The sequence below is a fragment of the Haemophilus sp. C1 genome, assembly GCF_001276515.1.
Taxonomy (GTDB): Bacteria; Pseudomonadota; Gammaproteobacteria; order Enterobacterales; family Pasteurellaceae; genus Haemophilus.
Genome location: NZ_LDVZ01000010.1, coordinates 1 through 23,824 on the forward strand (window position 1 = coordinate 1; position 23,824 = coordinate 23,824).

The window sequence follows — 23,824 nt, forward strand, 5'->3', positions numbered from 1 at the left end:
TCGAACCTAGGGATGCCGAGATCAAAACCCGGTGCCTTACCGCTTGGCGATACCCCAACTACTATTTGACTTACAAAGCGATAAATGGTGCGGGACGAGGGACTTGAACCCACACACCTCTCGGCGCCAGAACCTAAATCTGGTGCGTCTACCAATTTCGCCAGTCCCGCAAATTTGGTGGCTACAGCGAGATTCGAACTTGCGACCCCAACATTATGAGTGTTGTGCTCTAACCAACTGAGCTATGTAGCCATTACCTTAATTTGCCTAACCATATCGGCTTTGCGGGGCGTATTATGCTGATTTTGACTATACTCGTCAAATACTTTTTTTAAAATATTTGGATTTTCCTTTTCATTTGATTATTAATAAAACACATCAACTATTTTTTATACATTTCTACAATATGATATTGGCTTTTTTAGCACTTTAATCGCTATTTCTCTTTTACTCACTTATCTATTCATTTTTAATTAAAATTTATTTGACAAAAAATGTCTAAATCGTTATTTCTAATGTTCATTATTCTAAAAACACAACATCAAGGAGTATCTTATGTCCCATCTCTCAGTCGCCAAATTTGGCGGAACATCTGTAGCCAATCATGCAGCGATGACGGCTTGTGCAAAAATTGTCATCGCTGATCCAAATACACGCGTAGTCGTGCTTTCTGCATCAGCTGGGGTGACGAATTTATTAGTCACGTTAGCAAATGGTGTAGCAGCGACAGAACGTGAAAAATTAATCGGTGAAATCCGTCAAATTCAAGAGAATATTTTGAATGAGTTAAAAGACGACAGCCGTGTTCGTCCGATTATTGAAAAATATCTTGAAAATATTACCGCACTTTCTGAAGCAGCTAGTCTTGCAACCTCTCCCGCATTAACCGACGAACTCATCAGCCACGGTGAAATGATGTCAACTCAAATCTTTATTGAGATTTTACGTGAACAAAACGCATCGGGCACTTGGGTTGATGTACGTACAATTGTTGCAACCAATAACCATTTTGGTAAAGCCGCACCGAATGATGAACAAACCCAATTAAACAGCGATAGCATTTTAAAACCATTAATAGACCGAGGCGAATTAGTCATTACACAAGGTTTTATCGGACGTGAGCCAAGCGGTAAAACAACCACATTAGGCCGTGGCGGTAGCGACTACTCTGCTGCTTTGTTAGCCGAAGTATTAAATGCAAAAGACGTTTTAATTTGGACTGATGTTGCGGGTATTTACACAACTGATCCACGCATTGTTCCTGCTGCACAACGTATTGACACAATGAGCTTTGCTGAAGCAGCTGAAATGGCAACCTTTGGCGCAAAAGTGCTACATCCAGCCACATTACTCCCCGCAGTTCGCAGTAATATCCCCGTTTATGTAGGTTCAAGTAAAGCACCAGAAGCGGGCGGAACTTGGGTTACTCGCGATCCTCAACCTCGTCCAACTTTCCGTGCAATTGCATTACGCCGAGATCAAACTTTACTCACTCTTTCAAGTTTAAGTATGCTGCATGCGCAAGGTTTCTTAGCGAATGTATTTAACATTTTGGCTAAACACAAAATTTCAGTGGATACTATCACTACATCAGAAGTGAGCGTTGCATTAACATTAGATAAAACAGGCTCCGCATCTTCAGGAGCAGAATTGCTTTCAACCGAATTGTTAGATGAACTTCGCCAATATTGTTCAGTGAAAGTCGATACTGGATTATCATTAGTCGCATTAATCGGCAACGACTTACATATCGCTTCCGGTGTAGCAAAACGTATTTTTGATACGCTTCAATCTTACAACGTGCGCATGATTAGTTATGGCGCGAGTACCAACAATATTTGTATGCTCGTGCAAAGTGAACATGCTGACGAAGTCGTTCGTTCATTACACAAATCTTTATTTGAATAAAGTAGAAAGCCTAAAGTGCGGTGAAAAATCAACGCACTTTTTCTTTTATATCATTGAGATTAAAACCGAAAAAGAGTAAAGTAGACGGCTGTTCATTTGACTAATTTAACCGAATAAAAGGCGGAAATTATGGGAAAAAGTGTTGTTATCTTAGGCGCTCAATGGGGCGATGAAGGTAAAGGGAAAATCGTCGATCTTCTAACGGATCGCGTAAAATACGTAGTTCGTTACCAAGGCGGTCACAACGCAGGTCACACACTTATCATCAATGGAGAGAAAACAGTATTACGTTTAATTCCATCTGGTATGTTACATCCAAACGTAACTTGCTTAATTGGTAATGGCGTTGTGGTTTCACCTGAAGCATTAATGAAAGAAATGGGCGAACTTGAAAGCCGTGGTATTAAAGTTCGTGAACGTTTGTTAATTTCAGAAGCTTGTCCTTTAATCTTGCCTTATCATGTGGCGATGGATCACGCCCGTGAAGCAGCACTCGGCAAAAAAGCTATCGGTACGACTGGTCGTGGTATTGGGCCAGCTTATGAAGATAAAGTAGCTCGTCGTGGCTTACGCGTAGGCGATTTATTTGATAAAGAAGCCTTTGCCGAAAAACTCAAAAATATCCTTGAATACTATAATTTCCAATTGGTGAACTACTACAAAGTTGAACCTGTCGATTATCAAAAAACCTTAGATAATGTGATGGCAATTGCCGATGTAATCACAGGTATGGTGGCAGACATCACTACAATTCTTGATACTGCACGCAAAAATGGTGAGCACATTTTATTTGAAGGTGCACAAGGTACCATGTTGGACATCGACCACGGTACTTATCCGTATGTAACCAGTTCAAACACAACAGCTGGCGGTGTTGCAACAGGTTCTGGTTTTGGCCCTCGTAACTTAGACTATGTACTTGGTATCATCAAAGCTTACTGTACTCGTGTAGGCGGTGGCCCATTCACAACGGAATTATTTGATGATGTGGGTGCTGAAATTGCGCGTAAAGGTAACGAATTTGGTGCAGTAACAGGCCGTCCACGTCGTTGTGGTTGGTTCGATGCCGTAGCCATTCGTCGTGCAATCCAACTCAATTCCATTTCAGGTTTCTGTATGACCAAACTAGACGTGTTAGATGGTTTTGATGAAGTAAAAATCTGTGTTGCATACAAAATGCCAAATGGTGAAATCGTTGAATATGCACCATTAGCAGCGAAAGATTGGGAAGGAATAGAACCAATTTATGAAACATTACCTGGCTGGAAAGAAAATACTTTCCGCGTCACGGATGTAAATAAATTACCACAAAACTGCATTAACTATATTAAACGTATTGAAGAAGTGACTGGCGTACCAATTGATATTCTTTCAACTGGTCCTGATCGTGTAGAAACTATGATTTTACGAGATCCGTTCGCAGCTTAATTTCTTTTGATTTTCAGACCGCACTTTCAAAAGTGCGGTCTTTTTTTACAGCATTTTAATTATTCTTCGATAGAACGTAATAATTCGTTAATACCCACTTTACCTAAAGTTTTTGCATCCACTTTTTTCACGATTACGGCGCAGTATAGGCTATATTTTCCACATTTTGATGGAAGGCTACCAGATACCACTACAGAACCTGCTGGTACACGGCCGTAGTGAATTTCACCAGTTTCACGATCATAAATTTTGGTTGATTGACCGATGAATACGCCCATTGAGATAACACAGCCATCTTCTACGATAACGCCTTCCACCACTTCTGAACGTGCGCCAATAAAGCAGTTATCACCGATAATGGTTGGATTAGCTTGTAATGGCTCTAATACACCACCGATGCCTACACCTCCCGATAAATGCACATTTTTACCAATTTGCGCACATGAACCAACCGTTGCCCAAGTATCTACCATGGTGCCTTCGCCAACGTATGCACCAATATTTACATAAGATGGCATTAATACGCAGTTTTTAGAAATATACGCCCCTTTGCGCACCGTTGCTGAAGGCACGACACGGAAACCTTCTTGAGCAAAACGCTCTTCGGTGTAATCCGCAAATTTTAATGCCACTTTGTCGTAATATTTGGTTTCTGCACCATCAATGATTTGGTTGTCATTAATACGGAATGAAAGTAAAACCGCTTTTTTTAACCATTGATGTGTTACCCATTCGCCATCAATTTTTTCTGCAACACGGTATTTACCAGAATCTAATCCTTCGATTACTTCTTCAATTGCTGCGCGCGTTGCTGCATCAACGGTTTTTGGTGTAATTTCTGCACGTTTTTCAAATGCAGCTTCAATAATTGCTTGTAAATTTGACATAGAACTTCCTATATATGTTGTGAATAAAACGGCGTTAGTTTTACCATATTTTAAACAGGCAAGCAAAACACCGAAAAAAAATCACCGCACTTTGTCTTAAAACAAACTGCGGTGATCCTAAAACATCATAGATTAAAAAATAGAAAGCGCCAAACCACAAACGACTGACATACTCAATACAACTGCAATCATTGCATAACCAAAATCACTCATGTTTTTCTCCTCACTAAAAATGATGGCGCATTGTAGCAAGATTTTAAAAAAAAAATCATCCCTTTTACAAAAAAATCTCAATAAAAGTAACGAAATTTTCTACAAACCTTTATAATGAGCAAAATTTTTTGGGAGCGGAATATGGCAACAATTAAAGATGTGGCAAAAATGGCTGGCGTGTCCACCACAACAGTATCTCATGTTATTAATAAAACCCGTTTCGTAGCAAAAGATACGGAAGAAGCCGTTCTATTGGCAATTAAGCAACTTAATTATTCACCCAGTGCCGTGGCGCGCAGTTTGAAAGTTAATACCACAAAATCCATTGGGATGATTGTGACGACCAGTGAAGCACCGTATTTTGCGGAGATTATTCATTCTGTTGAAGAACATTGCTATCGACAAGGTTATTCGTTGTTCTTGTGTAATACACAAAATGATCCTGAAAAAGTCAAAAATCATTTAGAAATGTTGGCAAAAAAACGGGTTGATGGCTTACTTGTGATGTGTTCTGAATACACACAGGATTCATTAGATTTACTTTCGTCATTTTCCAGTATTCCAATGGTTGTAATGGATTGGGGCCCAAATGCGAATACCGATGTAATTGATGATCATAGTTTTGATGGCGGTTATTTAGCAACCCAACACCTCATTGAGTGCGGTCATAAAAAAATTGGGATTATCTGCGGTGAACTCAATAAAACTACAGCAAAAACTCGTTATGAAGGCTTTTTAAAAGCGATGGCAGATGCAAATCTTGAAGTGCATGAACCTTGGATTTTCGAAGGTGCATTTGAGCCTGAAGACGGTTATGAATGTATGAATCGTTTACTGGCTCAAGAGGAATTACCAACCGCCCTATTCTGTTGTAACGATGTGATGGCACTCGGTGCAATTTCCGCTCTGACAGAAAAAGGCTTGCGTGTGCCAGAGGATATGTCGATTATCGGCTATGATGATATTCATGCCTCACGTTTCTACGCACCACCATTAACCACCATTCACCAATCGAAGCTACGATTAGGCAGACAGGCGGTGAATATTTTATTAGAGCGCATCAGCCAAAAAGATCAGGGCGTTCAGCAATATAGCCGTATTGATATTGGCCCTGAACTTATTATTCGAAAATCCGTTAAATCAATTTTATAAAACTTATTAAAAATAAACCGCACTTTTTAAACAATCACTAAAAAGTGCGGTTCTTTTTTAGCTATTTTTTCGCTTTTCTTGATTATCTTCAATGTTTCTATAAATAGCATTTGCCCTCCACCCTATTTTTAGTTATATCTATCGCCAACTTACGAGTTTTATTTTTTACTTTTAGGAGTTCCTATGACACAAGAGTACACCACTCTGCGCAATAACATTAGTATGTTAGGGCGTTTTCTCGGAGAAACAATCAACGATGCACAAGGTGCCGATATTCTCGAGTTAATCGAAAATATTCGTAAACTTTCTCGTAATTCTCGTGCGGGTGATGATAAAGCAAGACAAGAATTGCTCGACACGCTCGGTAGTATTTCTAATGAAAATATTATTCCCGTCGCACGCGCTTTCAGCCAATTTTTAAACCTCACGAATATTGCGGAACAATATCAAACGATTTCGCGTGAACATTCTCTAGCACAAAGTTCTTCTCAATCCTTAAGCGAACTTTTCAAACGCTTAAAAGAACAAAATGCCTCTGTAGAAGAGGTGCATAAAACCGTTGAAAAATTATTAATTGAGCTTGTTCTGACCGCACATCCAACAGAAACAACACGTCGTTCACTCATTCATAAACACATTGAAATCAATAAATGTTTAAGCAAGCTAGAACATCATGATTTAACGGAAAAAGAACGCAATATTATTGAGCGTCTATTACTTCGCTTAATCGCTGAGGCTTGGCATACCAACGAAATTCGTACTGTTCGTCCAACGCCATTTGATGAAGCAAAATGGGGATTTGCAATGTTGGAAAACAGTTTGTGGCAAGCTGTACCAGAATTTTTACGCCAACTCAACGAAACCGCTCGTGAATTTTTAGGTTACGATTTGCCAGTAGGATTAAAACCTGTGCGTATTTCCTCTTGGATGGGTGGCGACCGTGATGGAAACCCATTTGTCACCGCACAAATCACCAAAAAAGTACTTTATTTTGCCCGTTGGAAAGCAGCAGATTTATTCTTGCAAGACATCAGCAAATTAGCCGATGAACTTTCAATGGTGAAATGTAGCGATGAATTTCGTGATAAATATGGCGAGCATTTAGAACCCTATCGCTTTGTGGTGAAAAATTTACGCAATCAACTTACGGCAACATTAGCTTATTTTGATGATCACCTATCAGATCGCACACCGCGCGTATCCGAAAGCGAGATTATTTTAGAAGATAGCCAACTTTGGGAGCCGCTTTACGATTGTTATCAATCTTTAATTCAATGCGGAATGCGCATTATTGCAAATGGTTCATTGTTGAATATTTTGCACCGTATTAGTTGTTTTGGCGTGACGCTTTCTCAAATGGATATTCGCCAAGAAAGCACACGTCACACCGATGCCATTGCAGAAATCACACGCTATATTGGTTTAGGCGATTACTCTCAATGGACGGAAGACGATAAACAGGCTTTCTTAATTCGGGAATTAAGCTCGCGCCGTCCATTAATTCCGCAAAACTGGACGCCATCGCCTGAAACCAAAGAAATTTTAGATACTTGCAAAGTCATTGCGCAACAAAAACAAGGTGTTATTGCTTGTTATGTTATTTCGATGGCACGCAGTGCCTCTGATGTTTTAGCCGTTCATTTACTCTTAAAAGAAGCAGGCGTGCCATATCACATTCCTGTTGTGCCGCTATTTGAAACCTTAGACGATTTAGATGCAGCCGAAAAAGTGATGACTCAACTTTTCAATGTGGGTTGGTATCGTGGCGTGATCAATAATCGTCAAATGGTGATGATTGGTTATTCAGATTCCGCCAAAGATGCTGGAATGATGGCTGCCTCTTGGGCGCAATATCGTGCGCAAGAAGCCTTAGTGAATTTAACGGAAAAACTTGGCATTGAACTCACTTTATTCCACGGACGTGGTGGCACCATTGGTCGTGGTGGTGCGCCAGCTCACGCGGCATTACTTTCTCAACCGCCTCGTTCACTAAAAAATGGTTTACGTGTGACAGAACAAGGCGAAATGATTCGCTTTAAACTGGGTTTACCGGCTGTGGCAGTAGAAACCTTTGATCTCTACGCCAGCGCCATTTTAGAAGCAAATTTGTTACCGCCACCAGAACCAAAACCAGAATGGCGCACTGTAATGGACGAACTTTCCACTATTTCTTGCGATATTTATCGTGGCGTGGTTCGTGGCGATAAAGATTTCGTGCCTTATTTCCGCAGTGCGACGCCAGAACAGGAGCTCTCCAAATTGCCACTTGGTTCTCGCCCTGCAAAACGCAATCCAAATGGCGGCGTGGAAAGTTTACGCGCCATCCCTTGGATTTTTGCCTGGATGCAAAATCGCTTAATGCTACCAGCTTGGTTAGGGGCTGGTGCCTCTATACGTCAAATTATCGAACAAGACAAAGACGATATTATTCATGAAATGTGCGAAAACTGGCCGTTCTTTTCAACGCGAATTGGTATGTTGGAAATGGTCTTTAGTAAATCAGATGCTTGGCTTTCCCAACAATATGATCAACGATTAGTGAAAAAAGAACTTTGGTATTTAGGCGAAAATTTACGTAAGCAACTTAAAGATGATATTCAAACTGTGCTTTCACTTTCTCACCAAAGTGAATTGATGTCTGATTTACCTTGGATTGCAGATTCAATCGCATTGCGTAATATCTACACGGATCCACTCAACCTACTGCAAGTGGAATTACTTCACCGTTTCCGTGAAAATCCTGAGCAAGTGAACCCCGATGTGGAACAAGCATTGATGATTACCATCACAGGTATCGCGGCAGGGATGCGCAATACGGGCTAGAAAGATGAAAAAAGTGCGGAAAATTTTCCGCACTTTTTTATTCAAATCGATCACTTAATAAAAATTGTAAAACCGCATCCATTCTCAAATGAGGAATCGTTTCGCCTTGTTCTAAAGGCTGAGGTTCAAAACTATCAAAATCAAAGTGCGGTTGTTTTTGCCAGAATTCTGTTTTTGGTAATTTACTTGGTACTGTTCCTGGATAAAGCGTAATCGGTTGTTTATCAATAGAACGAATCCCTTGAATCGCTTTTATTTCTTTTCCTTGCTGATTCACAATCACTTGCTTTGTGGTACGAACAGCAGCAATAGCGGTATATTCCGTATCGATTCCTTCAAATTCCACATGGCGACCACCCTCTTGCACAATTTGACGCATTAAACTCACTAAATTAGGAATTTGATCACGAGTAATATGATCCGCCTTCGTCGCAACAAACATTAATCGATCAATTCTCGGGAAAAACAAACGATGAAGAAAATTTCTGCTGCCATAATGGAAATTATTAAATAACTGGTTTAAACCCATTTGCATATCTAAAAAGGCTTGCTGACTATGATTTAAAGGCGTTAAACAATCCGCCAAAATCACTTGGCGATCAAAGGTAGAAAAATAATTTTCGTAAAAACCTTTCACAATTTTATTGCGATAATAATCATAACGTTTTGTCAACACGGCAAAATAGCTATTTGATTTAGCTGTTTTTTTCAAGGTTTGCCAATGTTCTTCCGAAAGATGAATTAATGGAAAAAATTGTAATGCTGGCGCACCCTCTAAATCACTTGGCAATACAAATCGCCCAGGCTGAATAAATTGCATGCCTTGCGACTTACATTGGTGTAAATAATCCGTATAACTTTTCGCTATCTTAGCTAAAACATCTTCATTTGCGACTGCACTTAAATCCAAATCCTGTAACATGGAAAGCCAATTCTGCGCCAATTCTTCACGAACGCCAGTGGTAACCTTGATTTGCTCTTGTGACCATTGTTGAAAATCTAGATTTAACAACGGTAAATCGAGCAGCCACTCCCCTGGATAATCAAAAATATCCAGATAAAGCGTGCCGCGTTCTTTCAAATGACGTAGCAAGCCAGATTGGCGTTGAAAACGAATTGCTAAACGCGTTTCACTCACACCCCGAGTAGATTGAAACCATTGCGGCGGATTTTGTGACAAATCATTTAAATTACTTTCATAATCAAAACGTGGCACGCTGAGATCTTGTTGAGATACTCGTTTCACCGACAAGATCGCACCATTTCTAGCTGCTTCAAACAAGGGCAAATGCTGTGATGAATTTTGATTAATGGAGAGAAGTTGATTGATTAAACTTGTAATAAACGCCGTTTTTCCACTCCGACTTAACCCTGTTACCGCCAAGCGCAAAGTGCGGTCAAAACCACGATTAATAATTTGATTGATTTCGTTTTGAACCCGATTAAACATTCAATATCCTAGCCATTTTTACTAATATGCCTTACAATTTGACACATAATTTATCACAATGCATTTGTTATGTTACGCAAAAATCTTACGTTTTTCTGTTTTCTATTTGGTATTGGCTTGAACTCCCAATTTCAAGCGGCCCCGCGCGTACCAGAACACCTAACAGAAAACGGATTAACTTATTGTACTAATGCCTCTGGATTTTCTTTTAATCCACAAACTGCGGATGCAGGCACCAGTATGAATGTCGTCACAGAACAAATTTATAACAAACTTTTTGAAATAAAAAACCATAGTGCGAACGTTACACCAGTGCTCGCACAATCCTATTCAATTTCACCTGATAACAAAGAAATTTTGATTAATTTACGCCGCGGGGTGAAATTTCATCATACGCCTTGGTTTACCCCCACTCGTGATTTTAATGCGGAAGATGTGGTGTTTTCAATTAATCGTGTCTTGGGTCATGACACCTACTTGCCAACCCTAGCAGAAACAGCAATTACCTATAAAAATCCACAATATAAAGTGTTTCACGAGCAAGCAAGAAAAGTTCGCTTTCCTTATTTTGATAGCATTAAACTTAATGAAAAAATCAAATCAGTGACCGCACTTTCACCTTATCAAGTGAAAATTGAATTGTTTGAGCCTGATTCATCGATCTTGTCGCATCTTGCCAGCCAATATGCCATTATTTTTTCACAAGAATATGCCTATCAATTAAGTGCTGACGATAATCTCACTCAATTAGATACTCACCCCGTGGGCACTGGGCCTTATCAAGTAAAAGATTATGTGTATAACCAATATGTTCGCTTAGTGCGTAACGAAAACTATTGGAAAAAAGAAGCAAAAATTGAAAATATCATTGTGGATTTATCTACCGATAGAAACGGGCGACTCGTCAAATTTTTCAATAATGAATGTCAAATAGCCTCTTATCCTGAAGTGAGCCAAATTGGCTTATTAAAGAGCAATGATAAGCACTACTATATGCAATCCACTGACGGAATGAATTTGGCATATCTTGCTTTCAATTTTGAAAAACCATTGATGCAGGATCGTAGTATTCGAGAAGCCATTTCACAAAGTTTGAACCGCGCACGCATTATTCACAACATCTATCACAATACTGCGACAGTGGCGAATAACATTATCCCTGAAGTATCTTGGGCTTCTAGCGTAAACACGCCAGAATTTGATTTTGATTACAGTCCAAAAGTCGCGAAGAAAAAATTAGAAAATAAACATCTTTCGCTCAATTTATGGATGATTAATGAAGAACAAATGTATAACCCAGCTCCTTTTAAAATGGCGGAAATGATTAAATCCGATTTAGATCAAGTCGGTGTGAAAGTGAAAGTGCGGACAGTGACACGCACATTTTTGAGTGAGCAACTTCGTAATAAATCAGAAAATTATGATTTAATTTTAGCTGGATGGTTAGCAGGAAATCTTGATCCTGATGGATTTATGCGCCCTATTTTGAGCTGTAATACGCAAAATGAAATCACAAATTTATCTAACTGGTGTAACGAAGAATTTAATCATTTAATGGATCGCGCGATTGCTACATCTAATTTATCTGAACGAGCGCGTGCTTATAATGACGCTCAAGAACTGATTCTACAGGAATTACCAATTATCCCTATCGCAAATGTGAAACGTATTTTAGTAGCCAATAGCCAAGTAAAAGGTGTGGAAATGACACCTTTTGGTAGTCTTAACTTTTCTGACTTACGCTTACACAAGGAGAAACCCTAATGTTGTGGTCTGTTATTCGCCATTCCCTTTGGGTAACGTTGCTCTTGCTCGTATTATCTTTGCTAAGTTTCGTGATTTTATTACGAGATCCACTTAATGCTGATCTCGTCACTCACAATATTTACACCAGTTATTTTAATTATTTAAGCACCTTATTACATGGTGATTTTGGGATTACTTATAATGGTGGAAAATCGCTGATAGATTTGATTCTAACAGTGCTTCCACCCACATTGGAACTCTGTTTTACCGCACTTTTATTGGCATTCATTCTCGGTGTGCCGCTTGGCATTATAAGCGCGGTAAATTCTCAGCATATTTTTGCAAAGAGTTTAAAAAGTTTATCTTATGTTGGTTTGTCGATCCCAATATTTTGGCTCGCGCCGATTTTGCTTTATGTCGCAGCGGTAAATCATTGGGAAATTGCGTCTATTGGGCAATACAATTTACTCTATGAAATAAAACCGATTACTGGTTTCCCTGTCATTGATGTTTGGTTTATAGATGTGCCTTATCGCACCAAAATTGTACAAAATGTTTTACAACATTTAGCCTTACCAACACTGGTGCTTTGCATTTTGCCAACAATGGAAATTATCCGAATTATTCAACAACGAGCAGAATATATTTTGAACCAAAATTTTGCCAAAGTTGCCACAACACGCGGTTGGTCAAAATGGAAAATTCTCCATCAATATGTATTCCGTAACACGTTTCCTCTGCTTGTTCCACAAGTACCGCGTGTGTTTACCCTAGTATTAACTCAATGTATGTTGGTAGAAACGGCTTTAGGTTGGCCTGGAATTGGTCGATGGCTGATCGATGCCGTAACGCAACAAGATTACAATAGTATTTCTGCGGGGGTAGTTGTCATTGGCGTTTGCATTATTTTGATCGACACTTTAATTAAAGCGATAACATTAGTGCTTGATCCATTTAAAAAGAAAGGTTGGTATGCAAGATAAAGAACCTGAAGAATTTCGAGAAAATACTTCAATATTCCAAATCTGGCTGCTATTTCGCAAAAATACCATTGCGTTGTTCAGCTTTTATTTATTAACGTTGTTAATTCTAACCGCACTTTTCAGCGGTTGGATCGCGCCTTATGCTCATAATATGCAGTTTGTCGGGCAAGAATTAATGCCGCCATCTTGGGTCGAAAAAGGGCAAATTGCCTTTTTCTTTGGTACCGATGATTTAGGCCGTGATGTACTAAGCCGACTAATTATGGGCACAAGTTACACTATTGGATCATCGTTGATAGTCGTACTTGCCGTTGCCTTAATTGGTGGAACGCTTGGCATTGTTGCTGGTATGTTGAAGGGCTTAAAAGCGCGTTTTGTTGGCCATATTTTCGATGCTTTTTTATCGCTCCCTATTTTGCTCATTGCCATCGTGATTTCCACATTAATGGAACCGAGTTTATTAAATGCGATGTTCGCAACACTTTTAGCGATATTACCGTATTTCATCCATGCAATTTATCGAGCAATTCAACAAGAATTGAAAAAAGATTACGTGCTGATGTTAAAACTCGAGGGAATTTCTAACTGGGAATTATTAAAAAGTACGATTTTGCCGAATATCACCGTAATCTATGTTCAAGAAATTGCACGCGCATTTGTTGTCGCTATATTGGATATTAGCGCCTTGAGTTTTATTTCCCTTGGCGCACAACGACCAACCCCAGAATGGGGAGCAATGATTCGAGATTCTTTAGAACTACTCTATCTTGCACCTTGGACAGTATTACTCCCAGGCTTTGCAATTATTTTTACCATTTTATTAAGCATTATTTTTAGCAATGGCTTAACTAAAGCTATCAACCAATATTACGAATAATTTATGGCACTACTAGACATCCGTAACCTAAATATCGAGATACAAACCTCAAACGGCCTCGTTAAGATTGTAGACGGCGTAAACTTATCGATCAATGAAGGGGAAATTTGTGGGCTTGTTGGCGAATCAGGTTCTGGCAAAAGTTTAATCGCTAAAGTAATTTGTAATGCCATCAAAGAAAACTGGATTATTACCGCCGATCGCTTTCGCTTTCATGATGTAGAGTTACTAAAACTTACTCCCAATAAACGCCGAAAATTGGTCGGCAAAGAAATATCCATGATTTTCCAAGATCCCCTTTCTTGTCTTGATCCAAGTCGGAAAATTGGTAAACAATTAATCCAAAATATCCCGAATTGGACATTTAAAGGCAAATGGTGGCAATGGTTTGGTTGGAAAAAACGCCGTGCCATTGAATTATTGCATCGTGTAGGGATAAAAGAACACAAAGACATCATGGCAAGCTATCCTAATGAATTAACGGAAGGAGAAGGGCAAAAAGTCATGATTGCTATTGCAGTAGCAAATCAGCCTCGCTTGCTTATTGCCGATGAACCGACTAATGCATTAGAAGCGACAACAGCATTACAGGTATTTCGATTACTTTCTAGTATGAACCAAAACCAAGGCACAACCGTTTTATTGGCTAGCAATGACATCAGAAGTATTAGTGAATGGTGCGATCAAATTTCTGTACTCTATTGTGGGCAAAATACGGAATCAGGCCCAACACAAATGTTGCTTGAAAGTCCTCATCATCCTTACACGCAAGCATTAATTAATGCCGTGCCTGATTTTACTCAGCCCTTAGGATTTAAAACCAAGCTAAGCACCTTAGAAGGTAGCGTGCCAATTTTAGAACAAATGCCTATTGGTTGCCGTCTTGGTCCTCGTTGTCCTTTTGCACAGAAAAAATGTATTGAAAAACCAACTCGATTCAAAATAAAACAACATGAATTTTCTTGCCATTATCCAATTAATTTACGCGAGAAAACCTTCAAAGAAAAAGCAACGAGTGCACCATTAACACTTGCAAGCAAAGGAAATGAATAATGCCGTTATTACAAGTAGAAGATTTAACGAAAACCTTCAAAGGCCGCAAGCGTTTATTTGGTACGAGTGACTTTAATGCGGTAGAAAATGTAAGTTTTTCTCTTGAGCGCCAACAAACCTTAGCAATTATCGGCAAAAATGGTTCTGGGAAATCAACGTTAGTAAAAATGATCGCGGGCATTACTCAGCCCACTTCTGGCAGAATTTTATTTAACGATCATGAATTGCAATTCGAGGATTTCCAATACCGTGCACAACATATTCGAATGGTGTTCCAAGATGCGAATTCAGCGTTTAATCCTCGCTTAAATATCGGTGAGGCATTAGATGCGCCGCTACGTTTAGCAACAGATTGGGATGAAGAACGTCGCAATCAAAAAATCTTTGAAACACTGCTACTTGTAGGGCTTTACCCTGATTACACAAATCTAAAAATTAAAAATCTTTCTATCAGCCAAAAACAGCGTGTCGCTTTGGCACGCGCGCTGATTTTAGAACCTGAAATAATTATTATAGATGATGCACTAGGTAATTTAGATGCCTCAGTGCGCATTCAATTACTAAATTTAACTCTTGATCTGCAGCAACGTTTAGGTATTTCTTATATTTATGTGGGACAGGATCTCGGTGTAATTAAACATATTGCAGATACGATTATCGTAATGGATGAAGGAAAAATGATTGAATATGGCAGCCCTCAAAATCTTTTTACTGATCCACAAACTGATGTTACTCGTCGCTTAGTCGAAAGCTATTTTGGCAAAATTTTAGATGAAACCGCTTGGGTAAAAGACAAAAACACTCACTAAGGAGAGAAAAAATGAACACACGTCCCTTTTATTTCGGACTTATATTTATTGCGATTATCGCTATACTTGCTAACTATTTAGGAAACACTGATTTTTCCCATCATTATCATATCAGTGCTTTAATTATTGCTATCTTGCTGGGAATGGCAATCGGCAATACCATTTATCCGCAATTTTCAACACAAGTGGAAAAAGGCGTGTTATTTGCCAAAGGCACGCTTCTTCGCACTGGCATTGTGCTGTATGGTTTTCGCCTCACTTTTGGCGATATTGCCGATGTAGGATTAAATGCGGTTGTCACTGATGCAATCATGCTAATTTCAACCTTCTTTTTTACCGCACTTTTAGGCATTCGTTATCTAAAAATGGATAAACAATTGGTTTATCTCACTGGAGCAGGTTGCAGCATTTGTGGTGCGGCAGCGGTTATGGCGGCAGAGCCTGTGACCAAAGCAGAATCCCATAAAGTTTCAGTGGCGATTGCCGTAGTGGTCATTTTCGGGACGCTTGCTATTTTTACTTACCCCTTGTTCTACACGTGGTCACAAGATTTAATTAACGCTCATCAATTCGGTATTTATGTTGGCTCTAGCGTGCATGAAGTGGCTCAAGTTTATGCGATTGGGGGAAATATTGATCCTATCGTGGCGAATACCGCCGTCATTACCAAAATGATCCGAGTGATGATGCTCGCACCATTTTTATTAATGCTTTCTTGGTTATTAACACGTAATGATGGGGTATCAGAAAATACGTCACACAAAATTACAATTCCTTGGTTTGCTGTACTTTTTATTGGCGTTGCCATTTTTAATTCTTTTGATTTATTACCAAAAGAACTTGTGAAATTATTCGTTGAAATCGATTCTTTCTTATTAATTTCAGCGATGACTGCCCTTGGATTAACGACGCAAGCAAGCGCAATCAAGAAAGCAGGATTAAAACCGCTTGTTTTAGGAACTCTGATTTATTTATGGCTAGTGATTGGTGGATTTTTAGTGAATTATGGAATATCAAAATTAATATAAAATTCACTTAAGATTGACCGCACTTTTAAAGTACGGTCTTTTTTTATGAAGAATATTTTCAGATATGATTATTTAAAACATGAAATTACGCTTTACTTCAAAGTACGATTTAATAAACCATCCTCTAAAAATAAAGGACCAATTGGGCGTTTAGGAATATCAAACTTCTGCGGATAAATCACATCAACCAAATACAATCCATCGGGTTTTGCTGTTGGTGCGGCAAGCTGACGATTTTTCTGCTCAAGTAGCCATTGCATCCATTCAATCGGCTGATTTCCAGCACCGACCTCCATCAAACTGCCCACAATATTGCGCACCATATGATGCACAAAAGCGTTTGCCTGAATATCAACAATAATATATTTTCCAATACGAGACACATTCAAATGATGCACATTACGCCAAGGGGTATGAGACTGGCATTGCGCCGCACGGAAAGAGGAAAAATCATGTTCCCCTAATAAACATTGCCCTGCCTGATACATTTTTTCGGCATCTAAATCTAAATGACAATGAGTCATTCCTCCTGCTAAAATCGCAGAGCGTAATTTATTACAATAAAGAATATAACGGTAACGGCGTGCTATTGCGGAAAATCTGGCGTGAAATTCATTATCAACTTGTTTTGCCCAAGCCACCGCAATGTCATCGGGTAAATGAGCATTAGTGCCAAAAGCCCAAGCCTTCTCTGGGCGAACCGCATTGGTTTCAAAATGAACAACCTGCCCCGTTCCACTTACGCCAGAATCCGTTCTGCCAGCACAAAATATTTCAATTTTTTCATTTGCAATACAAGAAAGTGCCTTTTCTAATTCTTCTTGTACACTACGGACTTTTTCTTGTCTCTGCCAACCATAATAATTTTGCCCGTTATACTCAATGCCTAATGCGATTTTCATTTTTTACCTTTTGGCTTAATAAAGTGCGGTTATAGTAGCTCAAGTTTATTTGGAGCGCAAATTCATAAAAGCACTCCAAAATTTATTCAAAAATAAGCGATAGTTTCTAAAAATTGCAGTAATAAATGTGAATTTTTTGTGATAAAGATCCCATTCTGATAATCTGCCATTAGAGTTTATACGCCAAACTCCCTATAATTAACTTACGCATTATGAAAAACTAAAAGGAAAATTATGAAAACATTGAGTGAATTTATCGTTGAACGTCAAGCTGAATATCCAAACGCAAAAGGGGAATTGAGTGGTATTTTGTCGTCAATTCGTCTTTTAGCGAAAATTATTCATCGAGATATTAACAAAGCAGGCTTAACAAATATTCTCGGTCAATCTGGTGTTGAAAATGTACAAGGCGAAAGTCAGATGAAACTTGATTTATTCGCCCATAACACGATGAAAGCGGCATTAATGGCACGCGAAGAAGTGGCTGGTTTTGCATCTGAAGAAGAAGAAAGTTTTATCGCATTTGATACGGAACGTGGACGCAATGCAAAATACATTATTTTAACGGATCCCCTTGATGGTTCTTCAAATATTGATGTAAACGTATCCGTCGGTACAATTTTCTCCATTTATCGTCGCGTATCTCCAATTGGCACACCTGTCACCTTAGAAGATTTCTTACAACCAGGGAATAAACAAGTTGCCGCGGGTTATATTGTTTATGGTTCATCAACTATGTTGGTATATACCACTGGTAACGGAGTAAATGGGTTTACTTATGATCCATCAATCGGTACATTCTGTCTTTCTCACGAAAACATGCAAATGCCAAAAACGGGGCGTATTTATTCCATCAATGAAGGACAATACCTTAAATTCCCGCAAGGTGTGAAAAAATATATTAAATATTGCCAAGAAGAAGATAAAGCAACCAATCGCCCTTACGCCTCTCGCTATATTGGTTCACTTGTAGCAGACTTCCACCGCAACTTATTAAAGGGTGGCATTTATATTTACCCAAGTGCAACCAACTATCCAAATGGAAAACTCCGTTTATTATATGAAGGCAATCCAATTGCATTTTTAGCGGAGCAAGCTGGTGGTGTGGCAACAGATGGTTATCGCCGAATTTTAGATATCGAACCAACCGCACTTCATGAACGTGTTCCACTATTTGTTGGTTCTGAAGATATGGTGAAAAAAGCGCAAGAAATGATGGAAGAATTTAAAGAATAATAAAAATCCCCTCGACTAAAAGAGGGGATTTTTTATCAATAAACTGATCAAAAAAACCGAACTTAATGTTCGGTTTTCTTTTTTATTACATGATACGGCGCGATTGAGTGTAAGTTCTAACCCAATATTCTTCATCAAGGGAACTTATTGTCACACCTTGCCCTGTACTTGCGTGCATAAATTGGTTATTACCAATATAAACACCAACGTGATTATTTTTACGGAAGAAAACTAAATCGCCTTTTTTAAGTTCTGATTTATTAATTTTTCTACCTAAATGACGCTGTTCAGCCGTAGAACGAGGCAATTCAATACCAAAAACTTCAGAAAAAGTCGTTTGCATAAATGCAGAACAATCAATACCACGTTTGGTTGTACCGCCCATACGATAGGCGGTTCCCACCCATTCATTATACACACCAGCTAAAGCCTTATCCCCCATTAAAGCTGATGAACGGTTTGTTCTCACTTTATGGAAAATCCCTGAACGATTACCTTTTTCTAAACTACTAATCAAACCCGTTAATTGAGCATCATCACTTTCAGAAATAGCCTGATGATTTGCCGTTCGAGGGCCATTAGAACAAGCGGTTGCGAGTGTCGCTAAACCAATAATAACTAAAATTCTTTTTAACATAATTTAAAATAATTAAAAGATATAAAATAAAATTCTGCCCGAGACTATCAAAATTTGAATAAGATTGCCAGTAAAAATCCAATTTTAATGGGATTTTTGTGATCTTTTGCGCAATTTTATGTTTAATTTGTACCACCAACAGTAATTTCATCAATTTTTAGTGCGGGCTGTCCAACGCCGACTGGCACACTTTGCCCCTCTTTGCCACAAACCCCGATACCTAAATCAAGTTCTGATTTATCTGCAACCATAGAAATCTTTTGCATCACCTCAATACCACTGCCAATTAAAGTTGCGCCCTTCACAGGTTTCGTTATTTTTCCTTTTTCAATTAAATAAGCTTCTGAAGTAGAAAATACAAATTTACCAGACGTAATATCCACTTGCCCGCCACCAAAGTGCGGTGCATAAATCCCCTGTTCTACAGAAGCAATCAAATCATCAAAGTGACTTTGTCCCGCAAGCATATAGGTGTTGGTCATTCTAGGCATTGGCAAATGAGCATAAGACTCACGTCGTCCATTTCCCGTTGGAGCCACGCCCATCAAACGGGCATTCATTTTATCTTGCATGTAACCTTGCAAAATCCCGTCTTTGATGAGTACATTGCACTGGCTTGGCACACCTTCATCATCAATAGTCAATGATCCTCGACGATTTTCAATCGTGCCATCATCCACAATCGTACATAACGGTGAAGTCACTTGTTCGCCAATCTTGCCTGTAAAAAGTGAACTTTCTTTACGGTTAAAATCCCCCTCTAAACCGTGACCTACTGCTTCGTGTAGCAACACCCCAGGCCAACCAGCACCTAATACAACAGGCATTAATCCCGCTGGTGCTGCAACTGCACTAAGGTTTACTAAGGCTTGACGAACCGCTTCTTTAGCAAATCTTACAGCTCTAATATCGCCATCAACAATTTCAAAGAACCAATCTAAACCGAAACGCCCACCTGAACCACAGCTGCCGCGCTCACGTTTGCCATTTTCTTCTACTAACACTGAAATAGATAAGCGAACTAAAGGACGAATATCTGCTGCTAGTGTACCATCCGTCGCCATGACTAATACTTCTTCATAAACGGAACTAAGACTTGCTGAAACCTTGGTTACACGATGATCTTCAGCTCGAGCTGTACGATCAACCAAATGTAATAGCTCAATTTTTTTCTCTTTGGTTAAACTTTCCAAAGGATTAATCGCCGCATAACGAGCAATAGGATTTACAACATTAAAAGCGGATGGCGAAATCAAATTCCCCTGTTTGACTTGCGCAATTCCTTTCACTGCTTCTGCACATTGCTGCAAAGAAGCAAGATTAATTTGATCGGCATAAGCAAAGCCTGTTTTCTCACCAGAAACTGCCCGCACGCCAACACCACGATCAATATGAAAACCGCCTTCTTTTATAATGCCATCTTCCAATACCCAACTTTCATCTTGGCTAAGTTGAAAATACAAATCAGCATAGTCAATATTACGATGCGACATCATGTCGAAAATATTGAGCAATGCTTTAGTTGAAAGATTACTTGGTGTCAGTAATGTATTTGAAACTTGGTTTAACATATTTTTTCCAGTCTAAAGTAAATATCTTGTGAGTGCTTGTATCCGTTTAATACAACAGCACAGATTAAAATCGGATTAATAAAGTGCGGTTGATTTTGAGGTTATTTTTCCAAATGCGCTAATCCAAATTGATACAAAGCATTCTTCTTATAACCATACAACTCAGCAACTATAGCTGCTGCTTTTTTAAGTGGCAATTCTTCTGCAATTAACTCAAGTGCCTTCACCGCTTGTGGGGAGATTTCATCGTTATTGTCAGACTTTGGTTTTCCTTCAACAATCAAAACCATCTCGCCTTTTGTACGATTTGGCTCTTCTAACAGCCATTCTCGTAAATTTTTAATCGTATTCCCCGTAATCGTTTCCCAAGTTTTAGTAATTTCGCGGGCTAACACAATATATCGTTCTTCCCCTAACACCGATTGCATATCTTCTAATGTATCTAAAATACGGTGAGTGGATTCATAAAAAATTAAAGTGCGGTCTTCTTCTGCGATATTTTCTAATTTATCTTTGCGCGCTTTACTTTTCGCAGGTAAAAAGCCTTCAAAACAAAATCTATCAGAAGCAATTCCCGATGCGCAAAGTGCGGTAATTGCCGCACAGGCTCCTGGTAAAGGAACAACACGAATGTTTGCCTCACGGCATTGACGCACTAAATGAAAACCAGGATCGCTAATTAATGGCGTCCCCGCATCAGAAATCAAAGCAATATTGCTACCTTGCTTGAGTTTTTCCACCAAAATATGGGCTTTTTCTTGTTCATTGTGATCATGCAAAGCAAAAAAGGGCTTTTTAATACCGTAATGACTTAATAAAAGGCCACTATGACGGGTATCTTCTGCAGCAATTAAATCCACTTGCGCAAAAGTCTCTAAAGCACGCTGGGTAATATCTTGTAAATTGCCAATCGGCGTGGCAACAATGTATAAAATTCCGGTTAAATCAGTCATTTTTGTTTGCTTTTAAGTTATGAGATAAGTAAGATCTGCTACAACTATTGTCTGTTTATTATGATGGAGCGAAGATGTCTATTCTATTACAAGGCGGACGTTTTAAAAAACGTTTAATGCCAATTTTATTGTCAATGGCCTTAGCTGGCTGTTCAAATCTACTTGGTAGCAATTTCACACAAACTTTACAACAAGATGCGAATGCAAGTTCCGAATTTTATATGAATAAGTTAGGACAAGCACAAGAACTTGAAGATCAACAAACCTATAAATTGCTCGCAGCTCGTGTGTTAATCAGTGAAAATAAAGTTGAACAATCAGAAGCGTTATTAAGTGAATTAGGTGAATTAAATGATGCGCAAAAATTAGATCGTGCATTAATTGAAGCGAGAATTTCTGCTGCAAAAAATGCTAATGAAGTCGCTCAAAATCAATTACGTGCGTTGGATTTAAATAAATTAAGCCCGTCACAAAAATCTCGTTATTACGAAACCTTAGCTATTGTTGCTGAAAACCGTAAAGACATCATTGAAGCCGTAAAAGCGCGGGTAGAGATGGATAAGAATTTAACAGATGTACAACGTCGTCAAGATAACATTGATAAAACTTGGGCATTGTTACGTTCAGCAAATACTGGCGTAATCAATAATGCTTCAGATGAAGGCAACGCGGCTTTAGGTGGTTGGTTAGCGTTAATCAAAACCTACAACGATTATATTCGCCAACCAGTTCAATTAAGCCAAGCATTACAAAGTTGGAAAAATGCTTACCCAAATCATGCAGCCGCAACGTTGTTCCCAAAAGAATTGCTTACATTGCTTAATTTCCAACAAACTAATGTGTCACAAATTGGTTTACTCTTGCCATTAAGTGGTGACGGACAAATTCTTGGTACAACTATTCAATCTGGTTTTAACGATGCAAAAGGCGATTCTATGATTCCAGTACAAGTATTTGATACCTCAATGAATTCTGTCCAAGAGATTATTGCACAAGCCAAACAAGCGGGAATTAAAACCTTAGTCGGTCCATTACTAAAACAAAATCTTGATGTGATTTTAGCGGATCCTGCACAAATTCAAGATATGGATGTGCTTGCATTAAATGCCACACCAAATTCTCGCGCTATTGCTCAACTTTGTTATTACGGACTTTCGCCAGAAGATGAAGCTGAATCTGCTGCCAATAAAATGTGGAACGATGGCGTGCGTAATCCACTTGTCGCAATGCCACAAAATGATTTAGGGCAACGCGTAGGCAATGCCTTTAATGTACGTTGGCAACAATTAGCAGGTACTGATGCGAATATCCGTTACTACAATTTGCCTGCGGATGTGACCTATTTCGTTCAAGAAAATAACTCAAATACAACCGCACTTTACGCCGTAGCAAGTCCAACTGAACTGGCAGAAATGAGAGGTTATTTAACAAATATCGCGCCTAATTTAGTGATTTATGCCAGCTCACGAGCAAGCGCAAATGCGACAAACACCAACACGGACTTTATCACACAGATGAACGGTGTACAGTTTAGCGATATTCCATTTTTTAAAGATACCAATTCACCACAATATCAAAAACTAGCCAAAACAACTGGCGGTGAATATCAATTAATGCGTTTATATGCAATGGGTGCGGATGCTTGGTTACTCATTAATCAATTTAATGAATTACGCCAAGTGCCAGGCTATCGCTTAAGTGGCTTAACCGGTATTTTAAGCGCAGGCACTAATTGTAATGTTGAACGTGATATGACTTGGTATCAATATCAAAATGGTGCAATTGTACCAGTTGCAAACTAATGTTTTCTTTAAAACGTCAGCAAGGGGCGAGCTTTGAGCATCAAGCTCGCCTTTTTTTAGAATCAAAAGGCTTAACATTTATTGCGGCTAATCAAAATTTCAAATGTGGTGAACTTGATCTAATAATGAATGACAAAGAAACTATCGTTTTTGTTGAAGTTCGCCAACGTTCTAATAATGCCTTTGGCTCAGCAGTAGAAAGCGTAGATTGGCGAAAACAACAAAAATGGTTAGATGCCGCAAATTTATGGCTTGCAAAACAAAATATGAGCTTAGAAGATGCCGATTGTCGTTTTGATTTAATCGCCTTTGGCAAAACGCCCCAAGATATTCAATGGATTCCTAATTTTCTCGATTAACGGCTTT

The 23,824-nt window shown here is 39.0% G+C and carries 19 protein-coding genes and 2 tRNA genes; 13 read left to right on the forward strand and 8 right to left on the reverse strand.

The window, feature by feature from the left end:
- Positions 1–85: 85 nt before the first annotated feature.
- Positions 86–170, reverse strand: a tRNA-Leu gene (locus ABW51_RS05225).
- Positions 171–175: 5 nt separating this feature from the next.
- Positions 176–252: transfer RNA gene (locus ABW51_RS05230), tRNA-Met, on the reverse strand.
- A 303-nt stretch (positions 253–555) separates the two neighbouring features.
- Between ABW51_RS05230 and lysC the strand changes: the two genes are divergently transcribed.
- Together lysC and purA are read left to right on the forward strand one after the other, a co-directional pair.
- Positions 556–1,908, forward strand: coding sequence for a lysine-sensitive aspartokinase 3 (gene lysC, locus ABW51_RS05235; RefSeq protein WP_053465846.1), 1,353 nt, complete (start codon positions 556–558; stop codon positions 1,906–1,908).
- Between the two features lie 129 nt (positions 1,909–2,037).
- The gene (gene purA / locus ABW51_RS05240) at positions 2,038–3,336 is read left to right on the forward strand and encodes an adenylosuccinate synthase (protein ID WP_053465847.1); all 1,299 of its coding nucleotides are present in this window, start codon (positions 2,038–2,040) and stop codon (positions 3,334–3,336) included.
- Between the two features lie 59 nt (positions 3,337–3,395).
- Here the strand turns inward: purA and dapD are convergent, their stop codons facing one another.
- Positions 3,396–4,223: a 2,3,4,5-tetrahydropyridine-2,6-dicarboxylate N-succinyltransferase gene (gene dapD / locus ABW51_RS05245; RefSeq protein ID WP_053465848.1), complete on the reverse strand. Its 828-nt coding sequence runs from the start codon at positions 4,221–4,223 to the stop codon at positions 3,396–3,398.
- A gap of 354 nt (positions 4,224–4,577) precedes the next feature.
- On the opposite strand from dapD, the gene purR reads away from it, so the two are divergent.
- Entirely contained in the window at positions 4,578–5,588 is a 1,011-nt protein-coding gene (gene purR, locus ABW51_RS05250; RefSeq protein WP_053465849.1) for an HTH-type transcriptional repressor PurR, read from the forward strand.
- A gap of 183 nt (positions 5,589–5,771) precedes the next feature.
- The gene (gene ppc, locus ABW51_RS05255) at positions 5,772–8,411 is read left to right on the forward strand and encodes a phosphoenolpyruvate carboxylase (protein ID WP_053465850.1); all 2,640 of its coding nucleotides are present in this window, start codon (positions 5,772–5,774) and stop codon (positions 8,409–8,411) included.
- A gap of 37 nt (positions 8,412–8,448) precedes the next feature.
- On the opposite strand, the gene ABW51_RS05260 is transcribed toward ppc, so the two are convergent.
- A complete protein-coding gene (locus tag ABW51_RS05260) occupies positions 8,449–9,861 on the reverse strand; it encodes a YcjX family protein (protein WP_053465851.1) in 1,413 nt (470 codons plus the stop codon).
- A 69-nt stretch (positions 9,862–9,930) separates the two neighbouring features.
- Between ABW51_RS05260 and ABW51_RS05265 the strand changes: the two genes are divergently transcribed.
- The 6 genes from ABW51_RS05265 to ABW51_RS05290 are packed head-to-tail and all read left to right on the forward strand — an operon-like array spanning position 9,931 to position 16,357.
- Positions 9,931–11,625 carry an ABC transporter substrate-binding protein gene (locus ABW51_RS05265; RefSeq protein WP_053465852.1) on the forward strand — a complete coding sequence of 565 codons (1,695 nt, stop codon included), beginning with the start codon at positions 9,931–9,933 and terminating at the stop codon, positions 11,623–11,625.
- Positions 11,625–12,590 (forward strand): ABC transporter permease, encoded by a 966-nt coding sequence (locus tag ABW51_RS05270; protein WP_053465853.1) that lies wholly within the window; start codon positions 11,625–11,627, stop codon positions 12,588–12,590. Before ABW51_RS05265 ends, ABW51_RS05270 begins: the two co-directional genes overlap by 1 nt.
- Complete coding sequence (locus ABW51_RS05275; protein ID WP_053465854.1) at positions 12,580–13,467, forward strand: ABC transporter permease subunit; 888 nt, start codon at positions 12,580–12,582, stop codon at positions 13,465–13,467. Before ABW51_RS05270 ends, ABW51_RS05275 begins: the two co-directional genes overlap by 11 nt.
- A gap of 3 nt (positions 13,468–13,470) precedes the next feature.
- On the forward strand, positions 13,471–14,520 hold the full coding sequence (locus tag ABW51_RS05280; protein WP_053465855.1) for a peptide ABC transporter ATP-binding protein: 1,050 nt from the start codon (positions 13,471–13,473) through the stop codon (positions 14,518–14,520).
- A complete protein-coding gene (locus tag ABW51_RS05285) occupies positions 14,520–15,329 on the forward strand; it encodes a peptide ABC transporter ATP-binding protein (RefSeq protein ID WP_053465856.1) in 810 nt (269 codons plus the stop codon). Before ABW51_RS05280 ends, ABW51_RS05285 begins: the two co-directional genes overlap by 1 nt.
- An 11-nt stretch (positions 15,330–15,340) precedes the next feature.
- Positions 15,341–16,357, forward strand: coding sequence for a YeiH family protein (locus ABW51_RS05290; protein ID WP_053465857.1), 1,017 nt, complete (start codon positions 15,341–15,343; stop codon positions 16,355–16,357).
- Between the two features lie 92 nt (positions 16,358–16,449).
- On the opposite strand, the gene truA is transcribed toward ABW51_RS05290, so the two are convergent.
- Entirely contained in the window at positions 16,450–17,259 is an 810-nt protein-coding gene (gene truA, locus ABW51_RS05295) for a tRNA pseudouridine(38-40) synthase TruA (protein ID WP_053465858.1), read from the reverse strand.
- Between the two features lie 234 nt (positions 17,260–17,493).
- Between truA and fbp the strand changes: the two genes are divergently transcribed.
- Positions 17,494–18,495, forward strand: coding sequence for a class 1 fructose-bisphosphatase (gene fbp / locus ABW51_RS05300; RefSeq protein WP_005635818.1), 1,002 nt, complete (start codon positions 17,494–17,496; stop codon positions 18,493–18,495).
- An 85-nt stretch (positions 18,496–18,580) separates the two neighbouring features.
- On the opposite strand, the gene ABW51_RS05305 is transcribed toward fbp, so the two are convergent.
- The 3 genes from ABW51_RS05305 to rsmI form a co-directional block, all read right to left on the reverse strand.
- Positions 18,581–19,132, reverse strand: coding sequence for an NlpC/P60 family protein (locus ABW51_RS05305; RefSeq protein WP_053465859.1), 552 nt, complete (start codon positions 19,130–19,132; stop codon positions 18,581–18,583).
- Between the two features lie 122 nt (positions 19,133–19,254).
- On the reverse strand, positions 19,255–20,703 hold the full coding sequence (gene tldD, locus ABW51_RS05310) for a metalloprotease TldD (RefSeq protein ID WP_053465860.1): 1,449 nt from the start codon (positions 20,701–20,703) through the stop codon (positions 19,255–19,257).
- Positions 20,704–20,804: 101 nt separating this feature from the next.
- The gene (gene rsmI / locus ABW51_RS05315) at positions 20,805–21,656 is read right to left on the reverse strand and encodes a 16S rRNA (cytidine(1402)-2'-O)-methyltransferase (RefSeq protein WP_053465861.1); all 852 of its coding nucleotides are present in this window, start codon (positions 21,654–21,656) and stop codon (positions 20,805–20,807) included.
- Positions 21,657–21,730: 74 nt separating this feature from the next.
- Here rsmI and ABW51_RS05320 point away from each other — a divergent pair, with 74 nt between their 5' ends.
- Together ABW51_RS05320 and ABW51_RS05325 are read left to right on the forward strand one after the other, a co-directional pair.
- Entirely contained in the window at positions 21,731–23,458 is a 1,728-nt protein-coding gene (locus ABW51_RS05320; protein ID WP_053465862.1) for a penicillin-binding protein activator, read from the forward strand.
- Positions 23,458–23,817, forward strand: a complete 360-nt coding sequence (locus tag ABW51_RS05325) for a YraN family protein (RefSeq protein ID WP_053465863.1) — start codon at positions 23,458–23,460, stop codon at positions 23,815–23,817. Before ABW51_RS05320 ends, ABW51_RS05325 begins: the two co-directional genes overlap by 1 nt.
- Positions 23,818–23,824 lie beyond the last annotated feature (7 nt).